The sequence below is a fragment of the Limosilactobacillus antri DSM 16041 genome, from assembly GCF_000160835.1.
Taxonomy (GTDB): Bacteria; Bacillota; Bacilli; order Lactobacillales; family Lactobacillaceae; genus Limosilactobacillus; species Limosilactobacillus antri.
Map to the genome: position 1 here is coordinate 36,852 of NZ_GG700735.1, position 16,297 is coordinate 53,148.

Below are 16,297 nucleotides of genomic sequence, written 5' to 3' on the forward strand. Positions count from 1 at the left end.
GTTTCACTATGGTTACAGAAGAACCAAGTACGATTTATGACTATCAAAAACTAGTTAATCGTGTTTACCACCACAGCGACTTTGAATTTGTTGGAATTGCTCTCCAGGCGGAATTGTATCCCTACCCAATCAAATGGTGTTTTGTCGCAGGTAACCGCAATGAACGCTTTCGTAAGATAACGCTCCGTCGCGGCTTTGGAATTGCCGGGCTGGTTTTACGAACAGGGAAGCCATTTTATAGCAACGACCTGCCTAAATATACCCTTTCCAGTGCTATGTACACCCCGATCGCTGGGGCCGAAGCACTTACTGCTGCCGCTGCAATTCCCCTTTCATCTAGCACGATGGGGGTTGTGACGGGGGTCCTGCTTGCCGGCTACCGTGACGGCAAGCGACAGGTTAGCCAGGAATCTGTAAAACAACTGCAGGGCTTTATTCATTAGTTAATGTTAAAACGGAGCTGTCAGGCTAACTTAGAACAATCACTGGCACGGACCAGTGGATTGTCCGTAAGCAAATTATTTTGCTCCGTAGCACTAGCCCCTAGACCTCTGAGACGGGGCACACGATATTGTTAAAACATTCAGAACTAAAAGGAGGGCCTGCGGCAAAATATGGCTTTGTCACGGGCCCTCAACGCTTTCCTCTGACTGGCGGATCAATTGCGCTTTCACTACTATTATTATAAGATAAAACTTGAATGTTTAGGGGGAGGAGATTTTCATGCTCGAAAGCATTAACTGGATTCGAGACTATTTTGACCAGTCCCCGGATGCCGTGATGATTTTTCAAAACGACGGACTGGTTTTGAGCAACCGCTTGGCCCAGCACCTGACTAATCAAATTGGGCTTAGTCCTGACTACATTCTCCAAATTGCTAAAAATGCTTGGCAGCAGCACGGCCATAATGACTGCGCGAATTGCCAGATAAAAAGCCGGATGGACTTTGTGGCGGTCCCAATCTCGTCCCGGAACCCTCAAGGACAAAAAATCCATTTTTCACTCGTGTATAAACCACTCGAAAGCAAGAAGGGCGTCTTCGCCCTGATCTTAGAAAATCGCGAACAGCAGCAGCGGCTGACGAAAATTGAAGAGCAACGCCAGCTAAACCAGTATGTAAACCGAGCTCACGAACGGGAACGGCAACGGATTTCCCAGGACCTCCACGATAGCATCGCTCAGGGGGTCTACTCCGCCATTATGGGGGTCCGGCGCTTACACCATGAAGATCTATCCACCCTCCAACGTGCCCAAATCAGCCAGGCAGTCGAAATCCAATTGCAGGAAACCCTGGCAGCGATTAAGGGGATGGCCCTTGACATCCGGCCCTCGGTTCTCGACAGTTTCGGCTTGATTCCGGCTGTTAAGGCCCTCGCCAAACGGTTGCAGGAAAATTCTGGAGTTACGATTAACGTAATTGGCAACGCCAGTACCGACCAGCTGACGACTGACGTCGAGAACGTTCTTTACCGGATCTGCCAGGAAGCCATTAACAATGCTCTGCGGCACGCATCGCCAAACGAAATTAATGTGATTATCACGGACCACCCCCGCTTCATCCAGCTCGAGGTTCTTGACGACGGGCGGGGCTTTGACCCCCAGCAGCACGGCTTTAATGGGCATTCCCTCGGCCTGATGAACATGAATGAACGGGTCGAGGCCCTTAACGGCGCCTTCAGTATTCATTCCAAGCCTAATGCTGGAACAACCATCACGGTGAAATTTCCTTACCAGCAAACAAATTAATTGGAGCGATAATTATGTATAAAGTATTAGTGGCGGATGACCATGCCATCGTCCGTTCGGGGATTTCTTACCTGGTCAACCAGCAACCCGGTTTTACGGTGGTCGACGGTACGGCTAGCGGTACTGACACCTACCTGCGAATCGAACAGGGCGGGATCGATATATTAATCATGGACCTCAGTATGCCTCCTGGCGAAAGCGGCCTAATCACGACCAAGCGGATTCATGATAAATTTCCCAAGGTTAAGATCATCATCCTGTCCATGCACGAGGAACAGGAGTACATCAACCGGGCCATGTCCAACGGTGCCATGTCATACATTTTGAAGAGCTCATCTGACGGTGAGATCCTCACCGCCCTCAAACACGTTGTCAACGGGGAAAACTATCTTGATGCTAACATTCTTATCAGCAAGTCCGACCTCAAACAGATCAACGCCAGTGGTGCCGACGTAAACTTAAAGGGGTATAACGTCCTCTCCAAGCGGGAAAAAGAAGTCTTCCCACTGGTGGCCCTCGGTTATTCCAACAGAGAGATTTCCGAAAAGCTCTTTATCTCCACGAAGACCGTTGAGGCCCATAAGGCCAACATCTCCCGCAAGCTCCACCTCCATAGCCGGGTTGAGCTGGTTCGGTATGCTATTCACCACCACCTAATTGATTTTTAAGGATTCGGGGATTCCAAATTAGCGGAATCCCCGATTTTATTTTGCTCAGCTCTTTTCTACAATAAAGGAGAAGACTATTTACTCGGAGGGGATTAATCATGGCAAGCAACCTTAGTCAAGACGATGAACTACGGGGAATCCTCAGTGACGTTGCCCGGGGGCGGTTCTCGACCCGGCGGCAAATCAACCCCCAGTCAAACCTCTTTCAAACGACGGCCTATGCGGTCCAAGAAGGCTTAATCATGGGGGCCAAGCTTGATAGCTCATTTTCCACCAGCCTGGCAGGCATGGACCTGACCAGTGCCCGACTGACCAGTGCTGGCAAAGCAAAACTCGCTGCTCTGATGCAAACAACAAGTACAAAGGATCATTAATCATGAATGCTGAAGACAAACTCAATCGCGAATACAATAACCAAGCCATCTATACGTCAGGCTTTTACGCGGACCCAGAAGACGACCTTGCCAACCGCAAGAAGCTCTTTGACGCCCTCAAGTCACTAACCGCTAACCAGACTGATACCAGTCCGTTTTCCCTGCAAATCATGGCGACCAACAGTGAAATCAACATCATGCCGCTGGGCTTGCTGGATCTCAACGAACTGAAGGAATATGAACGGGACCAGCGGAGCAAGCATGGGCTTAACCACGCTGATGATAGTCTCCCACTAGTCGTTCAGTACGCGCCCCATACCGAGGATGGCCAGGTCGAAAAGCAGCTGGTGGGTACCGTCCAGGAGTTATTTGGTAATTTTAACCAACAAATCGAACTAGTTTGGCAAACGGTGCACGGGTTTTTGCAAAAGAACTTCCAAACCCTGACTGCCGTTTGCGCTGACCTCATCGCCGATAGCAAGGACGTCAACCGGCAGTATCAAGCTACTTTTGGCAAAATGGCCGCCAGCGAGTGGGAAGAGCAGCTGGGTTTCACTCTGGACGATAGTGAACTCGACCAGTTCTGTCAGTATATGGCCGATATGCACGAAGTCCAAGCTATTGTTTTATCCGCTGGGGCCTTTGCTAACCACGAACTGCTCGGTGACAACTCCTTTACGGAAATGATGAGTGACAATGTCCGCCGCAGCACCGTCTTTTGGGTTCTTGATAATACCTTTTACGAAATTTTCTACTACTTTTTACTCCGCTACCAGGCGCGGCACGAAAAACTCGCCAAGTACCTCCGCCACCAACGGCAAACGCTAATCGTTAATATGCGCAATGATGCCTTTCAGCGGGCCCAGCGGCTCACCGAAACACCACAGCTCAAGGTCGACTTTAATAAGTACCTGACCGACATCTTTATTCCGGTCGCCGAACAGTTAACTGCCGAAATTAACAAGTTTAAGGACTGATTTGATGATTGATGAACGTCTCACCGGCGGACTAGCTGTCATCGTCAGCCAACTACCGCCGTTAATTCAGCGCCTCCTGGACCCTAACAGCGACCAGGCAGCGCGACATACCCGCTATCAGCTGTTTGCGGCTCTTAGTCAATTCACAGCTGAAGACTTGACGGTCGACCAGGTTACGGCTGCTCAGCTTCCAGAACTGTTGTCGCTGGGGGCCAGCACCTGTCCGCCAGCTTTTTTACCCAACCAGCTTACCGTGGGGACAGTAGCCCAACAAAAAGCCGGGGCCTTTGCTGCCAGTTACTTAATGGGACAATTTGTTAACCGCCTAGGCAAGGTCGGCAATCCACCCCAGGTAGTCGAAGAGCTAACTGTTGACGGTGGCGATTTTATGATTGCCCAGTTGCAGCGGCTGCAATTCAACTACAACCAGCACTTCCAAGTTGCTGATTACCTGCTAGACGTCAAGTCTCGAGCAGGTTTGCTCGCAGCAATCACTGCTAAACAAGCGGCAGTATTCGCGAATCTGGGGCCCGACTTGGTCAGTCTGGCCGGGCAGATTGGTCAAACCATTGGTAGCGCGGGAACGATGGTGAACGAACTTGCCACCCTATTTAAGCAGCCTACAACATTGACCACTGCGATCCTGACCGGGCAATATCCCTTACCCCTTCTCTTTGCTATTGAGGACCACCCTGCCTGGTTCAAGAACTTCTTCGGCCAGGACCATCGGCCAACTCCGGCGGCCTTTGATCAAGCCTACCAATTTACCATGACGGCCCGGCCAAAGGCAGCAGAGATCATCACGGAAATGCTCAGCCAGGCCCGGCTCGACATTAAGGTCCTGCCCGCCGGTAATGGCCGCAAGCAGCTATTGACCCTAGTTGACCAACTGGCGAAGGCGGTGCAGTAATAAATTTGGCGGTTTAAACCGCGCGGGTCAGTATGCCCCATTCAAAAAGAGACTGGTTGAATTTCTTCTTCCAGTCTCTTTTAATAATACTTATTTAACGATGTGCACATCGCCATGAATGTAGTGCTTCCACAGGGCGAACCAGCAGATGACCCCCGTCAAGACGAGCAGGCCAATCCCCAGTTCGTAGCTGCCCGTCCACTGGTAGATGTAACCAATTACCAGCGGCGGGAAAAAGCCACCCAGACCACCCATAGCACCAACGAAACCAGTGACAGCACCGGTATTGCCCTTGGAGATGTATGGAACCATCTTGAAAACAACCCCGTTACCAATTCCGGCGGACAGGCCGATCAGGACGATTCCGGCGATGAAGAAGCCTTGACTGTGGAAGCTCAACATAATCCACAGTCCAAAAACAATGATTGCAATAAAGGTCCACTGTAAAAGGCTCATTGGCCGCTTCTTATCTGCTAAGTAGCCACCCACTGGCCGGACCAGTGTGCAGACAAAGGCAAAGAGGGCGGAATAAAGGCCCGCCGTGACCGGGTTAAACTTAAACATTCCCGTCAGGAAAGTAGGCGTCAAATTAGTAAAGGACACAAAGAGACCAAAGGTCAGGAAGTAGAAGAGGGACAGGTACCAGGTCCCGCTATCCTTCGCTACGGATAGCGCCCCCGCAATCGTCTTGCTCTTGTCAACCGGCATTTCCTTACAGAAGATGGCAAACAGGAGTCCAAAAATGATCGTCAGGATAATCAAAAAGTAGTATACAGCATCAAAACCAGCCGTCTTAGAAATGTATGGCAGGGTCATCGCCGCGACGGCATTCCCCATGTTCCCCATCGAAACGATTCCCAGCGCCAGTCCCTGCTGCTCAGCGGGGAACCATACAGAGGCATAGGAAACCCCTACGGCAAAGGAGGTCCCGGACATCCCGACCAGCAGGGCCGCAAACAGGAGCATCCCAAAGGAATGAACGTGGGGAATCATCAGTAGTGGAATGAGAATGAAGGCCATCAAAATCAGGTAAACTTTCTTACCACCATAGCGGTCGGATAAAATTCCCACTGGGATCCGCATAATCGAACCCAGCAAGACCGGCGTCGCTAACAGAAGTGTCCGTTCAGCCACGGACAAATGAAACATCTGAGCCACTTGTGACGCCAACGGGGCAAAGTTTGACCAGGACATGAAACAAACAATCATTGCCAAGGTTGAAAGAATAAGTGCTGTATACGCATTGGCACGGCTGCCATGAGCAACATTTTTAACATTAGACATATAATCAGTCCTCCTCCAAAAGTAAACTTGCAAAACGGTTAGTGGTTAGCCGCCACTAACCGGCGGAATAATTGCAACTTCATCTGTGGGCGTCAACGTTACCGTCGCCGCATCCACAAATTCCTGGTTAACCGCCAGTCGCGAGTTATTCAGGGTCGGCCCAAGCGTCGGGTCCTGCTTGGCCACTTGATCAAAGAGGTCAGCCACCTTCACTGGTGAGGACACCCTGACCGTCACGGTCGGTCCTAACCGATCCTGGAGAAATGCGAATAATTTAACCGTTATTTCCATCAGTTTCCCCACCTTACCTTATCAGTATCGTACTCCTTTTTCCAAATTGGTACCGTCTGCTTTAAAGTATCAATCACGTACTGGCACCATTTAAACGCCTCCGCGCGGTGTGGGGCGGCCACCCCGACAAAGACGGCGATGTCAGTCAGTGCTAACTGACCAGTCCGGTGGACAACCACGACCCGGCCCCCCTGCGCTTCAATCGGCTGGGCAATCTTTTCTAATTGCCGTTCCGCCATCCCATGGTAGGCAGTGTAGTCAATTCGCTTTGTTTCAATACTGCCCGTCCATTGGCGAATCGTACCAACGAACATATCAATGCCGCCAAACTGGGGATCGACCAGTTTTTGGTACAAGGGCGCGACCTCAATCGGCGCATCGCTGATCCGTAAATAGTACAAACTCAATCACCCGCTTTCAACACTCCCATTATGCCAAAAAAACGGGCAACTTAGAATCGGTTAATTCCCTAATAATCGTCCCGGATTCCCGGTGCTATACTACAATAAGTAACGAAAGGATGAAGACGAATATGCGGGAATTAATATTATACTCAACCCTGTTTGGACATAACCTTGAACTCAGCCAACTAATTGCTGAGCACTGCCCGCAAATGACCCGATGCGGACTAGCTGAAACCAGTGCTGCCGCCTTGGCTAACTGCAACCGTCTGGTTCTCTGTCCGTGCACGTATGGCGACGGTTACTTAACACCGCTGGAAGAACAATTTTTCCACCAGGTCCAGGGAATGCCCCTCCCGCACTTATCCTACTTGGTGGTCGGAGCCGGCGACCTGGATTATGGTCACGCCGCTTTTGCCCGAGCCGTCTTAATTTTTGACCGGGCCCTGCATGACCAGGGGGCCCGGCGGCTGGGAGCACCCATCAGAGTTGACTATGAAGAAACTACCAGTGGAGCTCGGCAGGCGGTCGCCCAACTCAAGCGAGCAAGGAAGGAGCCCGAGCATGGCTAAGCGTTCACCACGGTTAATTTTACTCAGCACCATAATCCTGGTCCCCCTCCTAGCGGTAATTGCCCTCGGGTGTGGGCGGATCAGCCTTAGCCCGGTTGAAATCTGGACCGGTTTGACCCAACCGTCCCGCAACCCGGCGATTACCAATATTCTCTACACGATCCGGCTGCCCCGAATCTTCGGCGCTTTGCTAATCGGGGCCGGCCTAGCAGCGGCTGGGAGTGCCTTTCAAAGTGTCTTTCAAAATCCGCTCGTCTCCCCAGATATCCTCGGGGTCTCTTACGGGGCGGCAGTCGGTGCAGCAATCGCCATCCTGGCCGGCGGTGGGATCTGGCCGACTCAACTGGGGGCTTTTGCCGGCGGTATTATCGCCGTCGTCCTCACCCTGTTTGTCGCCCGGATCCTGGGGCAGCAGGGAATGCTGATCCTGGTGCTTTCTGGAATCGTCATCTCCGGCTTCATGCAGGCCATCCTCGGGCTGTTAAAATACATTGCCGACCCCGACTCCCAGTTGCAAAGCATCGTCTACTGGCAGCTCGGCAGCCTTGCCAAGGTTGACCTGCCCAGCATTGCGGCCACTCTGCCAGCGCTACTGATTGGGGGTATTACCTTTGGCTTGCTCCGCTGGCACCTGACCGTCCTCTCGCTCGGCGACCACCTGGCGACCAGCACGGGACTCAACGTCCGGCTGGAGCGCCTGCTGATTATCGTTGCGGGTACCCTGCTCACGGCGGCAACTGTCTGTCTCAGCGGCAATATCGGCTGGGTTGGTCTGGTCATTCCCCATATGGCCCGGCGGCTCGTTGGCACTGACGACCGGTATGCCCTGCCCCTTTCTGCACTGGTGGGAGCCCTCTTCTTACTCCTTATCGATACCCTAGCCCGAACCATCTCTGCTGGGGAAATTCCCCTTAGCATCCTCACCGGTTTTATCGGTGCTCCCCTGTTTATTTACCTCCTCGTCAGAAAGAAGGCCCAGTATCCATGAACCTGCTCAGTGTTAACCAACTTAGTTTTGCCTATCCGGGTCAAGTCCCCATCTTTAAGCGTGTTTCGTTTAACATTCGGGCCGGCGAAATTTTAACCCTGCTTGGCCCGAATGGAGTGGGAAAATCAACCCTATTGCGTTGCCTGCTCGGCTTAGTCCCCCCTGCTAGCGGGAATATCACCCTCGCTTCAACACCCCTCGACCGGTTAAGCCGCCGGGAGATCGCCCACCACCTGGCCTACGTTCCTCAGGATTACCATGCCGCATCCACACTGTCCGTCCAGGACTACCTCTTAACTGCGCGGGCCGCCTACCTCAGGCCCTTTCAAACCCCTGGTCCCACGGAGATAGCCCTCGTCCAGCACTATCTCCAGCGTTTCCGACTGGCTGACCTGGCCACGATCCCTTTTGCCAGCTTATCTGGTGGGCAACAACAACTAATTGCCATCATTCACGGACTTGTGCAGCAACCTCGGGTTCTGGTTCTAGACGAACCAATGGCGGCCCTCGACCTTGGCCGGCAGGCGGAGCTGATTACCCTCTTCAAAAAAATAGCGGCCAAGGGGATGGCAATTATCCTTACCACCCACCTCCCAGATCACGCCTTTATGCTTGGCGGGCAAGTCGGCCTCTTCACGAATGACCAGCAGGTTGTCGTCGGCAGTCAGGATGCCCTGCTGACCCAGGAAAAATTGACAGCTGTTTATCAGACCCCACTTAGCGTTGTCTACCTGCCGCAGCTGGGTCGCTATACCTGCCAGCTGGCCTTATCAACAAACAAAAGCACGGATTAGGAAAACCGGTGAAGGATTCTTAATTCGTGCTTTAATTAGGACTTAATTTTCGCCCGCTAAAATCTGTTGAGCTTGGTGTTTCGATAATTGATAGTGGTAATAGCGGGCGTAGAAGTCCTGTGTCTGCTTAATCATGTCCATTCCCTTCATCTGGGCCGGGTGCAGCTTCTGCGCCGCCCACAACACCTGCAGTGCTTCTTCTGCACTGTAACGATCCCAAGGGAACGTACCTTGAGGATTCCCATAAACCTGGCCTTGCTTAACCGCCGTTAGGTGACGGAGCTGCGGGTCCCTCTTTAAAGCACGCCGGGCCGCCTGGTTAGAGCTGCTGCCAACAATGATCACGTCCGGATTAGCCTTGACTAGTTCTTCCGCCGTCACGGTAACCTGGTTGCCCCGCCTGGTGATCGCGTTCTGCCCGCCCGCGATCTTAATCCACTGGTCAACGATTGTGTGTCGGCCATCAACCTTTGTCAAGTCAGCAGAATTGACAAAGTGAACCACCGTTGGGCGCTGCTGGATCCCTTCTAAACGGCGGTTGACCAGCTTGATGTTGCTATCTAGTTCCTGGTTATACTGTCGAGCAAGTTGGGGTGCCCGGCCGCCAAGAATCGTGGCCGTTAGGGTTACGGACCGTTTCAGACCGGCAAAATCAGTGTACATTGCGTTCACGGTTGGCAGTTTAGCCTGTCGGGCCGTTTTAACCTGGGCCGGATCCGCGGCGATTACCACATCCGGCTTCGTCTTTAGCAGTTCCTCAACTTGAATCTGGTTACCAGCAAAGGGCGCCGTCACCTTTTTGATCCCCGGGTCAACGGTTGTAAACCAGGATTGTTTCTTAATTAATGGGGTTGTGGCCACCAGCTTTTTTTGCCCGTCTAATAGCAAAACGACCTGGTTATTAGCGTGCCACAGGTCAGCCAGCCGTCGGACATGGCGTGGAATACGAACCGTCTGCCCGTCCATATCCTTAACCGTCCGGGTCGAACTTGCCTTGACAGCGGGACTAGCCAGCAAAAGGGCGAGCGCTGCTAGCAGGACCCCCCAGCATCTTTTTTTCATCACATTCAACTCCTTCTTCTTCATCATACTATTTTGCGCGTTAAAAGATAATCAGGGTTTTCATCAATATCCCTAATTCTATTTGCCGCCGGTCTTTTTTATAATGGGACTAGAATGGAGGACGATCATGAAACCACACCAGTATGACTTTAAGGAAGCAGCCTACCACCGCCTCAAACGGGAGCAGGCTTTTCAAAACGTTTTTGATTTCCCCGACTTCGTTGAAATGCGGCCGGTCATCCGGGAGGCTGTCCAAACGATCGCCCGGCAAGGCGTTGACCACCCTGTACTGCCGGTCCAAGTAGAGCGGCTGACTATCGAACTTGAGCGCCAATTAGAACGGGAAACTCGTAAGTACCAATCCCAGGGCGGGGTCTATCCCAATCAAAAAAATGAATTGGGTAACTTGACCCGTCTCTATACCCGACTGCTCCAGGCAATCAGCCAGCGTCCTATCATTGACCAGGAAATCGAAGACATTATTTACGCCGTCAACCAGACCCGACTGAGCCTCAGCAAACTGCCGCCCCTGGTCGGGAGTGGAAAGCTGTACGAAGATGGCCACGACCGGGAATTACGGCCGCATACCTTCTACTACCTGATTGCTCAGCACCTGGTCCGCCCCTACCTAATCGATCAGGCGGGGGCCATGGTTCCCCAAAACGTCAATAAGGAGGGCCGTCAACTGGTCGCCCGACTGACCGTCTATGCCTACCGGGACTGGGATGCCTACCTGACCCACCAGTACGATGAGCAGCATAACATTAAAAACCGGCGCGGATTGACCAGCCGGGAATATTACAACCAGCTTGAAACCAATGAGCTGAAATACGTCGACCACGCCTATGCCGACGTCCTTGCGGATTGCTTTACCGACTTCACCCACCTGGTTGTTCCCAACTACCTGGACCACGTCGACATTATGACGACCAACCTCGACGAACTGTTTAGGCATGCTCCCCTCCTCCGGATCAAGTTTGGGCAGCTCGTAGACCAGCACTTCCTAGTCGATGACCAAGGCCACGAGCACGTCCTAGACGCCCCGGTCAAAGACATTCGTCAAAAGTACCAATACTACCGCGAACACTTTAGTTAGGAGAATGAAAAATGCATCCTGAAATCCGCCCCGAAATGAAACTGGGAATGAAGGAATTTGAAAATACCATGTTCATGCTGACAACTGCGCCGACCGAACTCAATATTGACCGCTTTGCTATCCAAGGCGACCTGTACCCCCAGCGGTTAGATGACGTGGCTTGGGCGCTGCCGGCCTACCTTGCAAGCGACTTCAGCCTCTTCTTCGTTTTTGCTCCCAACGTTGGCGGCCGTTGGGCCATTTCTTGTTCCCAGGCAACGGTCACTGCTGACCGGCAGGTAACCGCAATGAGTGAAACCGTACCGACGGGGATGGGATTAAACGCGGTCAACGAATTAAGTCCCAGCGGCGCGGTCGAACTAGTGGCCTACCTCAAAACGTTAGAGGTTAACCACCTGGGCTATTTTGACGAGCACATCGCTGAACGCTTTCGGCCTTGAAACCGGCTTCCACAATGAACAAAAACTGCTTAAAAAATATCTGGCCTAACTAGCAAAGCCGGACGGTGAATCTACAATTGATCCATCGTCCGGCTCTTCATATTAAGGCGTTCCATAGTTTCTTCCCAAACTCGCCTATTTTTAATTAACAGCGCCCTCCGGTAAACAATTAGCTGCCCCCATCGCTTACTGCCCTTCAAAGAACTGGTAAAGGTATTCCCGATAAGCAAAGGCCATAATCACGTTGCGCAGCATTTGCTTTTGCTTGGTCTGCTCATGCCCCACCCGTTCTAACTGGTCCTGCTGGCCAAAGACGTACCGGGAAACGTTGCCCAGCTCCTCAGCAAAGTAATTATAGGCCACCCTGGTCTGGTAGCTTTCGCGCTGGATTTGAATTGCCTTGTACAAGTTGCTCTGCTCCAGAACGTTTTTCGCGACCACAATAAACAGCAGCTGGGCAATCTGCTCGCGCCGGTACAGTTTCTTCTGCGGCCGGGTCACCAACTGGTGCTTAACGTAATTGCTAACCATCGAGCTGGTGACCTTGACGCTCGGAAAGGGCGCCACGCATTTTTGCAGGTAGGTCACGACCTGGTTCAAGTAGAGCCCCATGTCTGGCAGCTCCTGGTACGGCGGCAGGTTAAATTTTTCATTGACTTCGTCTGCACTCATTCGGCTATTCCTCCTGGGTCCCATTTTACCGATTCGCCAGTTTCGGTGTCAACAGCGCGCTTAACGATAAGTTTTTCAAAAACCGTTGACAAGTTTTGTTAAAATGGCTATGCTGTTAAAAATAATTACCAATGGGAGATCAACAAGATGATAGTTAAAATTATTACGGACTCTGGTGCCAATTCGTTTGAACCGCTGATTGGCGGAGTTCCGCACCGCAGCGTTCCCCTGACCCTAATCGTCAACGGCCAGTCATGGTCAGACGACCCCCAATTAGACCTGACCAACTTCCAGCAAGCGCTTAAAAACACCAAGACAGCCACTTCCTCAGCCTGCCCAAGTGTAGGGGCTTGGCTCCAGTCCTTTGCCGGCGCAGACCAGGTATACGTCCTGACCATTACCAGTGCCCTGTCCGGCAGCTACAACTCCGCCGTGCAGGCCGCAAAGTTATACCTGGCGGACCACCCGGAAACCAAGATTCACGTCTTCGACACCAAGTCGGCCGGTCCCCAGGTCAGGCTGCTCGCTTCCCAGCTGGCAACCCTCATCAACCACCGGTACCCCTTTGACGAAATTATCCAGCTCATGAACCAGCAGATCCAGCAGACCGACCTGCTCTTCGTCCTCGCGGAACTCGACAACCTCGCCAATAACGGCCGGGTGAGTCCGGCAATTGCCAAGCTGACCCACCTGCTCAACCTCTATGTCTACGGCACCGCCAGTGATGTGGGGGCATTTAAGCTACTCGGCAAACTGCGGGGCGGCAAACGAATGCTGCAAAAGATCGTTATGGTCATGGAAAAGCAGGGCTACATCGGCGGCCGGGTCTTCATTGACCACGTTGACTGCCGGGAAAAAGCGGCGCGCTTGGCGAGTGCGATTAGCGCCCGCTACCCCAACGCCATCATTAACATCACAGCCTGCGGGGCCCTGTGTTCCTACTACGCGGAAAACGGCGGTTTAATGATCGGCTTTGAAAAATAGTCCGGTAATACGCAAACGAGGTCCAGAGCTCAAACGATGAACTCTGGACCTCGTTTCATTGGTAACCGTCACGGACCAGTAAGGCGGTTAATTCCGGCCCTGGTCAGCCAGCCGAAAGACGTACTGGTACTTTCGCCCGTGGCTGTTCCAATACCAATCATAGCCGACTTCTTGAACCGCGGTACCCGGTTGGCCCTGGGTCAGCCAGCAGACTGAAATCGCCCGCTGGTTATCAGACGAACCACTGGCAATCACGATGTGGCGGCTTTCCCATGGATTATTGATGTGTCCCCAGATGACAATATCACCATACTGGGGGATGTACTCATTATCACCCTGATAAATCAGCCGGTAGCCGTTCTGCAACAGGTACGGCGTAATGTTGCTCGTGGCGTAGACGTACGCGGGTGCCGTCGCCCCCGCCGCTTGCAGGGCGGCCGTCATTGAACCGGAACAATCCGCGGTCCCGTCACTGCCGTTGCGGGCGCCACGCTGGGAATAGGTTAGCTTTCCTTCGTGCTCCACAAACCAGTTGATGATTCGGGCTGAGAACTGGCCGTTGGTCATCCGGCCATCCGCACCAAAGTAGACCCCATCTACCCACCGGTTTGTCACTGGCTGGCGGGTTGTCGGGTCAAAGTAGTAGGTGTTTCCCGCAAAGCGCTGAATCCCCCGTGGGTCGGCCACCGCCGCTGGAATATAGAACGGGGCGGCGTACCAGTCGGTATAGTGACCATTTCCGCCCTGGTCATCGCTGTAACGATGGATCAGCTGGATCGTTTGCCCATACATATTAGCCGGAATCGCAAACGACGCGGCAAAACCGGACTGGTCATTTCCCAGGATTGCCGGGAAGCTGACTGTGACGTCAGGGCGCGCAGCCAAGTCGGTCAGCCGCCAGCGCTTCAGCTCACTCCCGTTTTGCCCAAGCGCAATCAGGTACTGGTAGGGTTTGCCGGCGGTTTGGTCACTAATGTGCCAACCAGCAAGCTGCAATGTAGTCGGTGTAACAACCAGCTGATCAAGGTAGCCGGCACTGTTTGAATAAATCGGACTGGCTTGGTCAGAAGCGTTGCCGTTCCCCGCCGGGTCATCGGTAAAGCGGACTAGCACCTGCATTTGCTGGCCGACCTTGGCCGGGTCAAAGCGGACAACGGTGTTGAAGCCACTATTCAGGCTGTTAAAGGTCTGCGGGTAAAGGCGGGCAATATCAGGCCGGGCCGTTAAGGTCAGCTGACTCCGGCCAATCTCATGACCATCGCTGAGCACGATCACGTAGGCATATGGTCTTGCCGGTGCGCTGCTATCAACGGCCCAGCCAGCAAGCCGCAGGCCCGCAGCTGTCATCTGAAGCTGGTCAAAGTAAAAACTGCGTCGATTTGCTAGCGGCAAGCTGAGCCACTCATCGGTGTACTGGCCGTCCCCGCCGTTGCCGTTCGGGTCAGCCGACGTTGAATAGCGGCTGACTACTGAATACTGGTGCTGGGGGTCCAGGTGCCAGTTTGTCAAGTCAAAACTACCGCTAAAGCCAGACCGGGCCGCCGTTGCAATTGCCGGAAAGGCCCGGGCAACGTCGGGCCGTGCGACCGGCTGGCTCATCGTTACGGCCACCTGGCGGCCAGCCGTATTATCAAACAGGATCAGGTAGTGGTTGCTTTCAAAGCGGGTAATATCATTGGCGTGCCAGCCGGTCACCTTGAGCTGGTGACCGTTGGACCAGTCAAAGCCATCCAGGTGCGCCAGATTTTCCGTGGGGCCGGCAAACGGCGGGAACCAGTAATCAACGTAGTCACTGTTGCCGTCCGCACTGCCGCTGTAACGGCTAATCAACTGCAGCTGATGGTTAAAATTGAGCCGGTTGGCCTGAAAGCCGGCCCGAAAACCCGCGTTTGCCGCGTTGTTAATCAGGGGAAACGCGAGGGCAACGTCAGGACGGGCGAGGTTGGTGACTTCAATTCGCCCAAGCTCCCGATTATTTGCGGTCTGGTCAAGCAGAATTAAGTAGTGGTGCCCGCGGCCACTAGCCTGATTAGCGGCGTGCCAGCCGCTGGCCACCAGCTGGCCATCGACCACGCTGATGTTATCAAGGTTCGCAACGTTCTCCTGTCCTAGGCGGACTGGCGGAAACCAGTAGTCAACGTAGTCGCTGTTGCCGTCCGCCGATGAGGTATAGCGGCTGATGATGGTTAACTCGGCACCGCGGCTCACCACCCCGGCCGTTAACGTCAACCGATCGGCAAAGCCGGAATTCCCCGCATTAACGATTCCTGGAAAGGCCCGCGCAACGTCGGGGCGGGCAACGTTATCGACCTTAATCCGCCCCAATTCACGGTTGTGGTCGCTGGAATCCAGCACGATGAGGTAATGATTGGGCTTATCCGCCGCCAGGTTGGTTGTGTGCCAGCCGGTAATGGTCAGCTGGTTAGCACTCAGCTGAACCTGATCCAAGTGCGCCACGTTGCTTGAATCGATTTTAACGGGCGCAAACCAGTAGTCGACCGGGTTGCCGTTACCCGCCGGATCATCGGTATAGCGGCTCACCACTTGGATGGCGTCACCATGCGCAATCGCGGTCGGGGTCAGTGCCAACTGGGCCTGAAAGCCCGCGTTAGCTGCTCCGTATACATCGTGGACCCGGGCCACATCCGGGCGGGCAACGGGGGCCTGTACTTGAACCCGGCTGAGTTCCCGCTGGGCTGTCTGGTCATAGGCAATCAGCCAGTGGTTCGGCCGGTTCACTGCCGCATTGGTCGCGTGCCAGCCGCTGACGTTCAGCTGGCCCTGCTGGGTTAACTGAACCGAATCCAGGGCCGCGTAGTTGCCCTGATCCGCTTTATTATAACTGCTATTTACAGTTTGTGGGGCAGGCTGGGCAGCCACGCTAGTCTGCGTGATCACCTGCTGGGCCGACGTTACCGTGTCAGCAGAGGCCGTTGTGCTGCTCCCAATTTGAATTCCGAGCGCGAGGGCAAAGAGCGTTGCCGCGACCCAGAGCTTCCCCCGCTTATACATCTTTTTATGTTCTTTCATTTTATTCT

The 16,297-nt window shown here is 53.4% G+C and carries 18 protein-coding genes; 12 read left to right on the top strand and 6 right to left on the bottom strand.

What is annotated here, in order from left to right:
• Positions 1-8: 8 nt before the first annotated feature.
• The 6 genes from HMPREF0494_RS08370 to HMPREF0494_RS08395 all read left to right on the top strand — a co-directional run bounded on the left by HMPREF0494_RS08370 (position 9) and on the right by HMPREF0494_RS08395 (position 4,675).
• The gene (locus HMPREF0494_RS08370) at positions 9-443 is read left to right on the top strand and encodes a GAF domain-containing protein (protein ID WP_003715374.1); all 435 of its coding nucleotides are present in this window, start codon (positions 9-11) and stop codon (positions 441-443) included.
• Positions 444-723: 280 nt separating this feature from the next.
• Positions 724-1,746 (top strand): sensor histidine kinase, encoded by a 1,023-nt coding sequence (locus HMPREF0494_RS08375; protein ID WP_007124524.1) that lies wholly within the window; start codon positions 724-726, stop codon positions 1,744-1,746.
• 14 nt (positions 1,747-1,760) lie between these two features.
• The gene (locus HMPREF0494_RS08380; protein ID WP_007124525.1) at positions 1,761-2,414 is read left to right on the top strand and encodes a response regulator; all 654 of its coding nucleotides are present in this window, start codon (positions 1,761-1,763) and stop codon (positions 2,412-2,414) included.
• A gap of 98 nt (positions 2,415-2,512) precedes the next feature.
• Positions 2,513-2,788 (top strand): hypothetical protein, encoded by a 276-nt coding sequence (locus HMPREF0494_RS08385; RefSeq protein ID WP_007124526.1) that lies wholly within the window; start codon positions 2,513-2,515, stop codon positions 2,786-2,788.
• A gap of 2 nt (positions 2,789-2,790) precedes the next feature.
• Positions 2,791-3,765 carry a hypothetical protein gene (locus HMPREF0494_RS08390; RefSeq protein WP_007124527.1) on the top strand — a complete coding sequence of 325 codons (975 nt, stop codon included), beginning with the start codon at positions 2,791-2,793 and terminating at the stop codon, positions 3,763-3,765.
• A 4-nt stretch (positions 3,766-3,769) separates the two neighbouring features.
• Positions 3,770-4,675 carry a hypothetical protein gene (locus HMPREF0494_RS08395; protein WP_007124528.1) on the top strand — a complete coding sequence of 302 codons (906 nt, stop codon included), beginning with the start codon at positions 3,770-3,772 and terminating at the stop codon, positions 4,673-4,675.
• Between the two features lie 90 nt (positions 4,676-4,765).
• Here the strand turns inward: HMPREF0494_RS08395 and HMPREF0494_RS08400 are convergent, their stop codons facing one another.
• Genes HMPREF0494_RS08400 through HMPREF0494_RS08410 form a run of 3 tightly spaced genes read right to left on the bottom strand, consistent with a single transcriptional unit; the run spans position 4,766 to position 6,651 of the window.
• A complete protein-coding gene (locus tag HMPREF0494_RS08400; protein ID WP_007124529.1) occupies positions 4,766-5,959 on the bottom strand; it encodes a nitrate/nitrite transporter in 1,194 nt (397 codons plus the stop codon).
• A gap of 45 nt (positions 5,960-6,004) precedes the next feature.
• Positions 6,005-6,250, bottom strand: coding sequence for a MoaD/ThiS family protein (locus tag HMPREF0494_RS08405; protein WP_003711342.1), 246 nt, complete (start codon positions 6,248-6,250; stop codon positions 6,005-6,007).
• The gene (locus HMPREF0494_RS08410; RefSeq protein ID WP_003711384.1) at positions 6,250-6,651 is read right to left on the bottom strand and encodes a molybdenum cofactor biosynthesis protein MoaE; all 402 of its coding nucleotides are present in this window, start codon (positions 6,649-6,651) and stop codon (positions 6,250-6,252) included. The genes HMPREF0494_RS08405 and HMPREF0494_RS08410 overlap by 1 nt, the downstream gene beginning before the upstream one ends.
• 131 nt (positions 6,652-6,782) lie before the next feature.
• Between HMPREF0494_RS08410 and HMPREF0494_RS08415 the strand changes: the two genes are divergently transcribed.
• Genes HMPREF0494_RS08415 through HMPREF0494_RS08425 form a run of 3 tightly spaced genes read left to right on the top strand, consistent with a single transcriptional unit; the run spans position 6,783 to position 9,005 of the window.
• Positions 6,783-7,223 (top strand): flavodoxin domain-containing protein, encoded by a 441-nt coding sequence (locus HMPREF0494_RS08415; protein ID WP_040458988.1) that lies wholly within the window; start codon positions 6,783-6,785, stop codon positions 7,221-7,223.
• On the top strand, positions 7,216-8,211 hold the full coding sequence (locus tag HMPREF0494_RS08420; protein WP_007124531.1) for a FecCD family ABC transporter permease: 996 nt from the start codon (positions 7,216-7,218) through the stop codon (positions 8,209-8,211). Before HMPREF0494_RS08415 ends, HMPREF0494_RS08420 begins: the two co-directional genes overlap by 8 nt.
• Positions 8,208-9,005, top strand: coding sequence for an ABC transporter ATP-binding protein (locus HMPREF0494_RS08425; protein ID WP_007124532.1), 798 nt, complete (start codon positions 8,208-8,210; stop codon positions 9,003-9,005). The genes HMPREF0494_RS08420 and HMPREF0494_RS08425 overlap by 4 nt, the downstream gene beginning before the upstream one ends.
• Before the next feature lie 42 nt (positions 9,006-9,047).
• Here the strand turns inward: HMPREF0494_RS08425 and HMPREF0494_RS08430 are convergent, their stop codons facing one another.
• Entirely contained in the window at positions 9,048-10,067 is a 1,020-nt protein-coding gene (locus HMPREF0494_RS08430; protein WP_040458989.1) for an ABC transporter substrate-binding protein, read from the bottom strand.
• Between the two features lie 127 nt (positions 10,068-10,194).
• On the opposite strand from HMPREF0494_RS08430, the gene HMPREF0494_RS08435 reads away from it, so the two are divergent.
• Entirely contained in the window at positions 10,195-11,163 is a 969-nt protein-coding gene (locus HMPREF0494_RS08435; protein ID WP_040458990.1) for a hypothetical protein, read from the top strand.
• 11 nt (positions 11,164-11,174) lie between these two features.
• A complete protein-coding gene (locus HMPREF0494_RS08440; protein WP_007124535.1) occupies positions 11,175-11,603 on the top strand; it encodes a hypothetical protein in 429 nt (142 codons plus the stop codon).
• A 186-nt stretch (positions 11,604-11,789) separates the two neighbouring features.
• On the opposite strand, the gene HMPREF0494_RS08445 is transcribed toward HMPREF0494_RS08440, so the two are convergent.
• Complete coding sequence (locus tag HMPREF0494_RS08445) at positions 11,790-12,275, bottom strand: DUF1836 domain-containing protein (RefSeq protein ID WP_003711362.1); 486 nt, start codon at positions 12,273-12,275, stop codon at positions 11,790-11,792.
• Positions 12,276-12,422: 147 nt separating this feature from the next.
• Between HMPREF0494_RS08445 and HMPREF0494_RS08450 the strand changes: the two genes are divergently transcribed.
• Positions 12,423-13,259: a DegV family protein gene (locus HMPREF0494_RS08450; protein WP_007124536.1), complete on the top strand. Its 837-nt coding sequence runs from the start codon at positions 12,423-12,425 to the stop codon at positions 13,257-13,259.
• Between the two features lie 87 nt (positions 13,260-13,346).
• Here the strand turns inward: HMPREF0494_RS08450 and HMPREF0494_RS08455 are convergent, their stop codons facing one another.
• Positions 13,347-16,289, bottom strand: coding sequence for a peptidoglycan amidohydrolase family protein (locus HMPREF0494_RS08455; protein ID WP_040458991.1), 2,943 nt, complete (start codon positions 16,287-16,289; stop codon positions 13,347-13,349).
• Between the last annotated feature and the right edge of the window lie 8 nt (positions 16,290-16,297).

Bases quoted from the DNA above. Each gene is read 5' to 3' on its own strand.
- HMPREF0494_RS08380 (WP_007124525.1), top strand. From the start codon at position 1,761: ATGTATAAAGTATTAGTGGCGGATGACCATGCCATCGTCCGTTCGGGG.
- HMPREF0494_RS08435 (WP_040458990.1), top strand. From the start codon at position 10,195: ATGAAACCACACCAGTATGACTTTAAGGAAGCAGCCTACCACCGCCTC.
- HMPREF0494_RS08440 (WP_007124535.1), top strand. From the start codon at position 11,175: ATGCATCCTGAAATCCGCCCCGAAATGAAACTGGGAATGAAGGAATTT.
- HMPREF0494_RS08395 (WP_007124528.1), top strand. From the start codon at position 3,770: ATGATTGATGAACGTCTCACCGGCGGACTAGCTGTCATCGTCAGCCAA.
- HMPREF0494_RS08445 (WP_003711362.1), bottom strand. From the start codon at position 12,275: ATGAGTGCAGACGAAGTCAATGAAAAATTTAACCTGCCGCCGTACCAG.
- HMPREF0494_RS08430 (WP_040458989.1), bottom strand. From the start codon at position 10,067: ATGAAAAAAAGATGCTGGGGGGTCCTGCTAGCAGCGCTCGCCCTTTTG.
- HMPREF0494_RS08415 (WP_040458988.1), top strand. From the start codon at position 6,783: ATGCGGGAATTAATATTATACTCAACCCTGTTTGGACATAACCTTGAA.
- HMPREF0494_RS08385 (WP_007124526.1), top strand. From the start codon at position 2,513: ATGGCAAGCAACCTTAGTCAAGACGATGAACTACGGGGAATCCTCAGT.
- HMPREF0494_RS08400 (WP_007124529.1), bottom strand. From the start codon at position 5,959: ATGTCTAATGTTAAAAATGTTGCTCATGGCAGCCGTGCCAATGCGTAT.
- HMPREF0494_RS08375 (WP_007124524.1), top strand. From the start codon at position 724: ATGCTCGAAAGCATTAACTGGATTCGAGACTATTTTGACCAGTCCCCG.
- HMPREF0494_RS08455 (WP_040458991.1), bottom strand. From the start codon at position 16,289: ATGAAAGAACATAAAAAGATGTATAAGCGGGGGAAGCTCTGGGTCGCG.
- HMPREF0494_RS08425 (WP_007124532.1), top strand. From the start codon at position 8,208: ATGAACCTGCTCAGTGTTAACCAACTTAGTTTTGCCTATCCGGGTCAA.
- HMPREF0494_RS08450 (WP_007124536.1), top strand. From the start codon at position 12,423: ATGATAGTTAAAATTATTACGGACTCTGGTGCCAATTCGTTTGAACCG.
- HMPREF0494_RS08390 (WP_007124527.1), top strand. From the start codon at position 2,791: ATGAATGCTGAAGACAAACTCAATCGCGAATACAATAACCAAGCCATC.
- HMPREF0494_RS08420 (WP_007124531.1), top strand. From the start codon at position 7,216: ATGGCTAAGCGTTCACCACGGTTAATTTTACTCAGCACCATAATCCTG.
- HMPREF0494_RS08405 (WP_003711342.1), bottom strand. From the start codon at position 6,250: ATGGAAATAACGGTTAAATTATTCGCATTTCTCCAGGATCGGTTAGGA.
- HMPREF0494_RS08370 (WP_003715374.1), top strand. From the start codon at position 9: ATGGTTACAGAAGAACCAAGTACGATTTATGACTATCAAAAACTAGTT.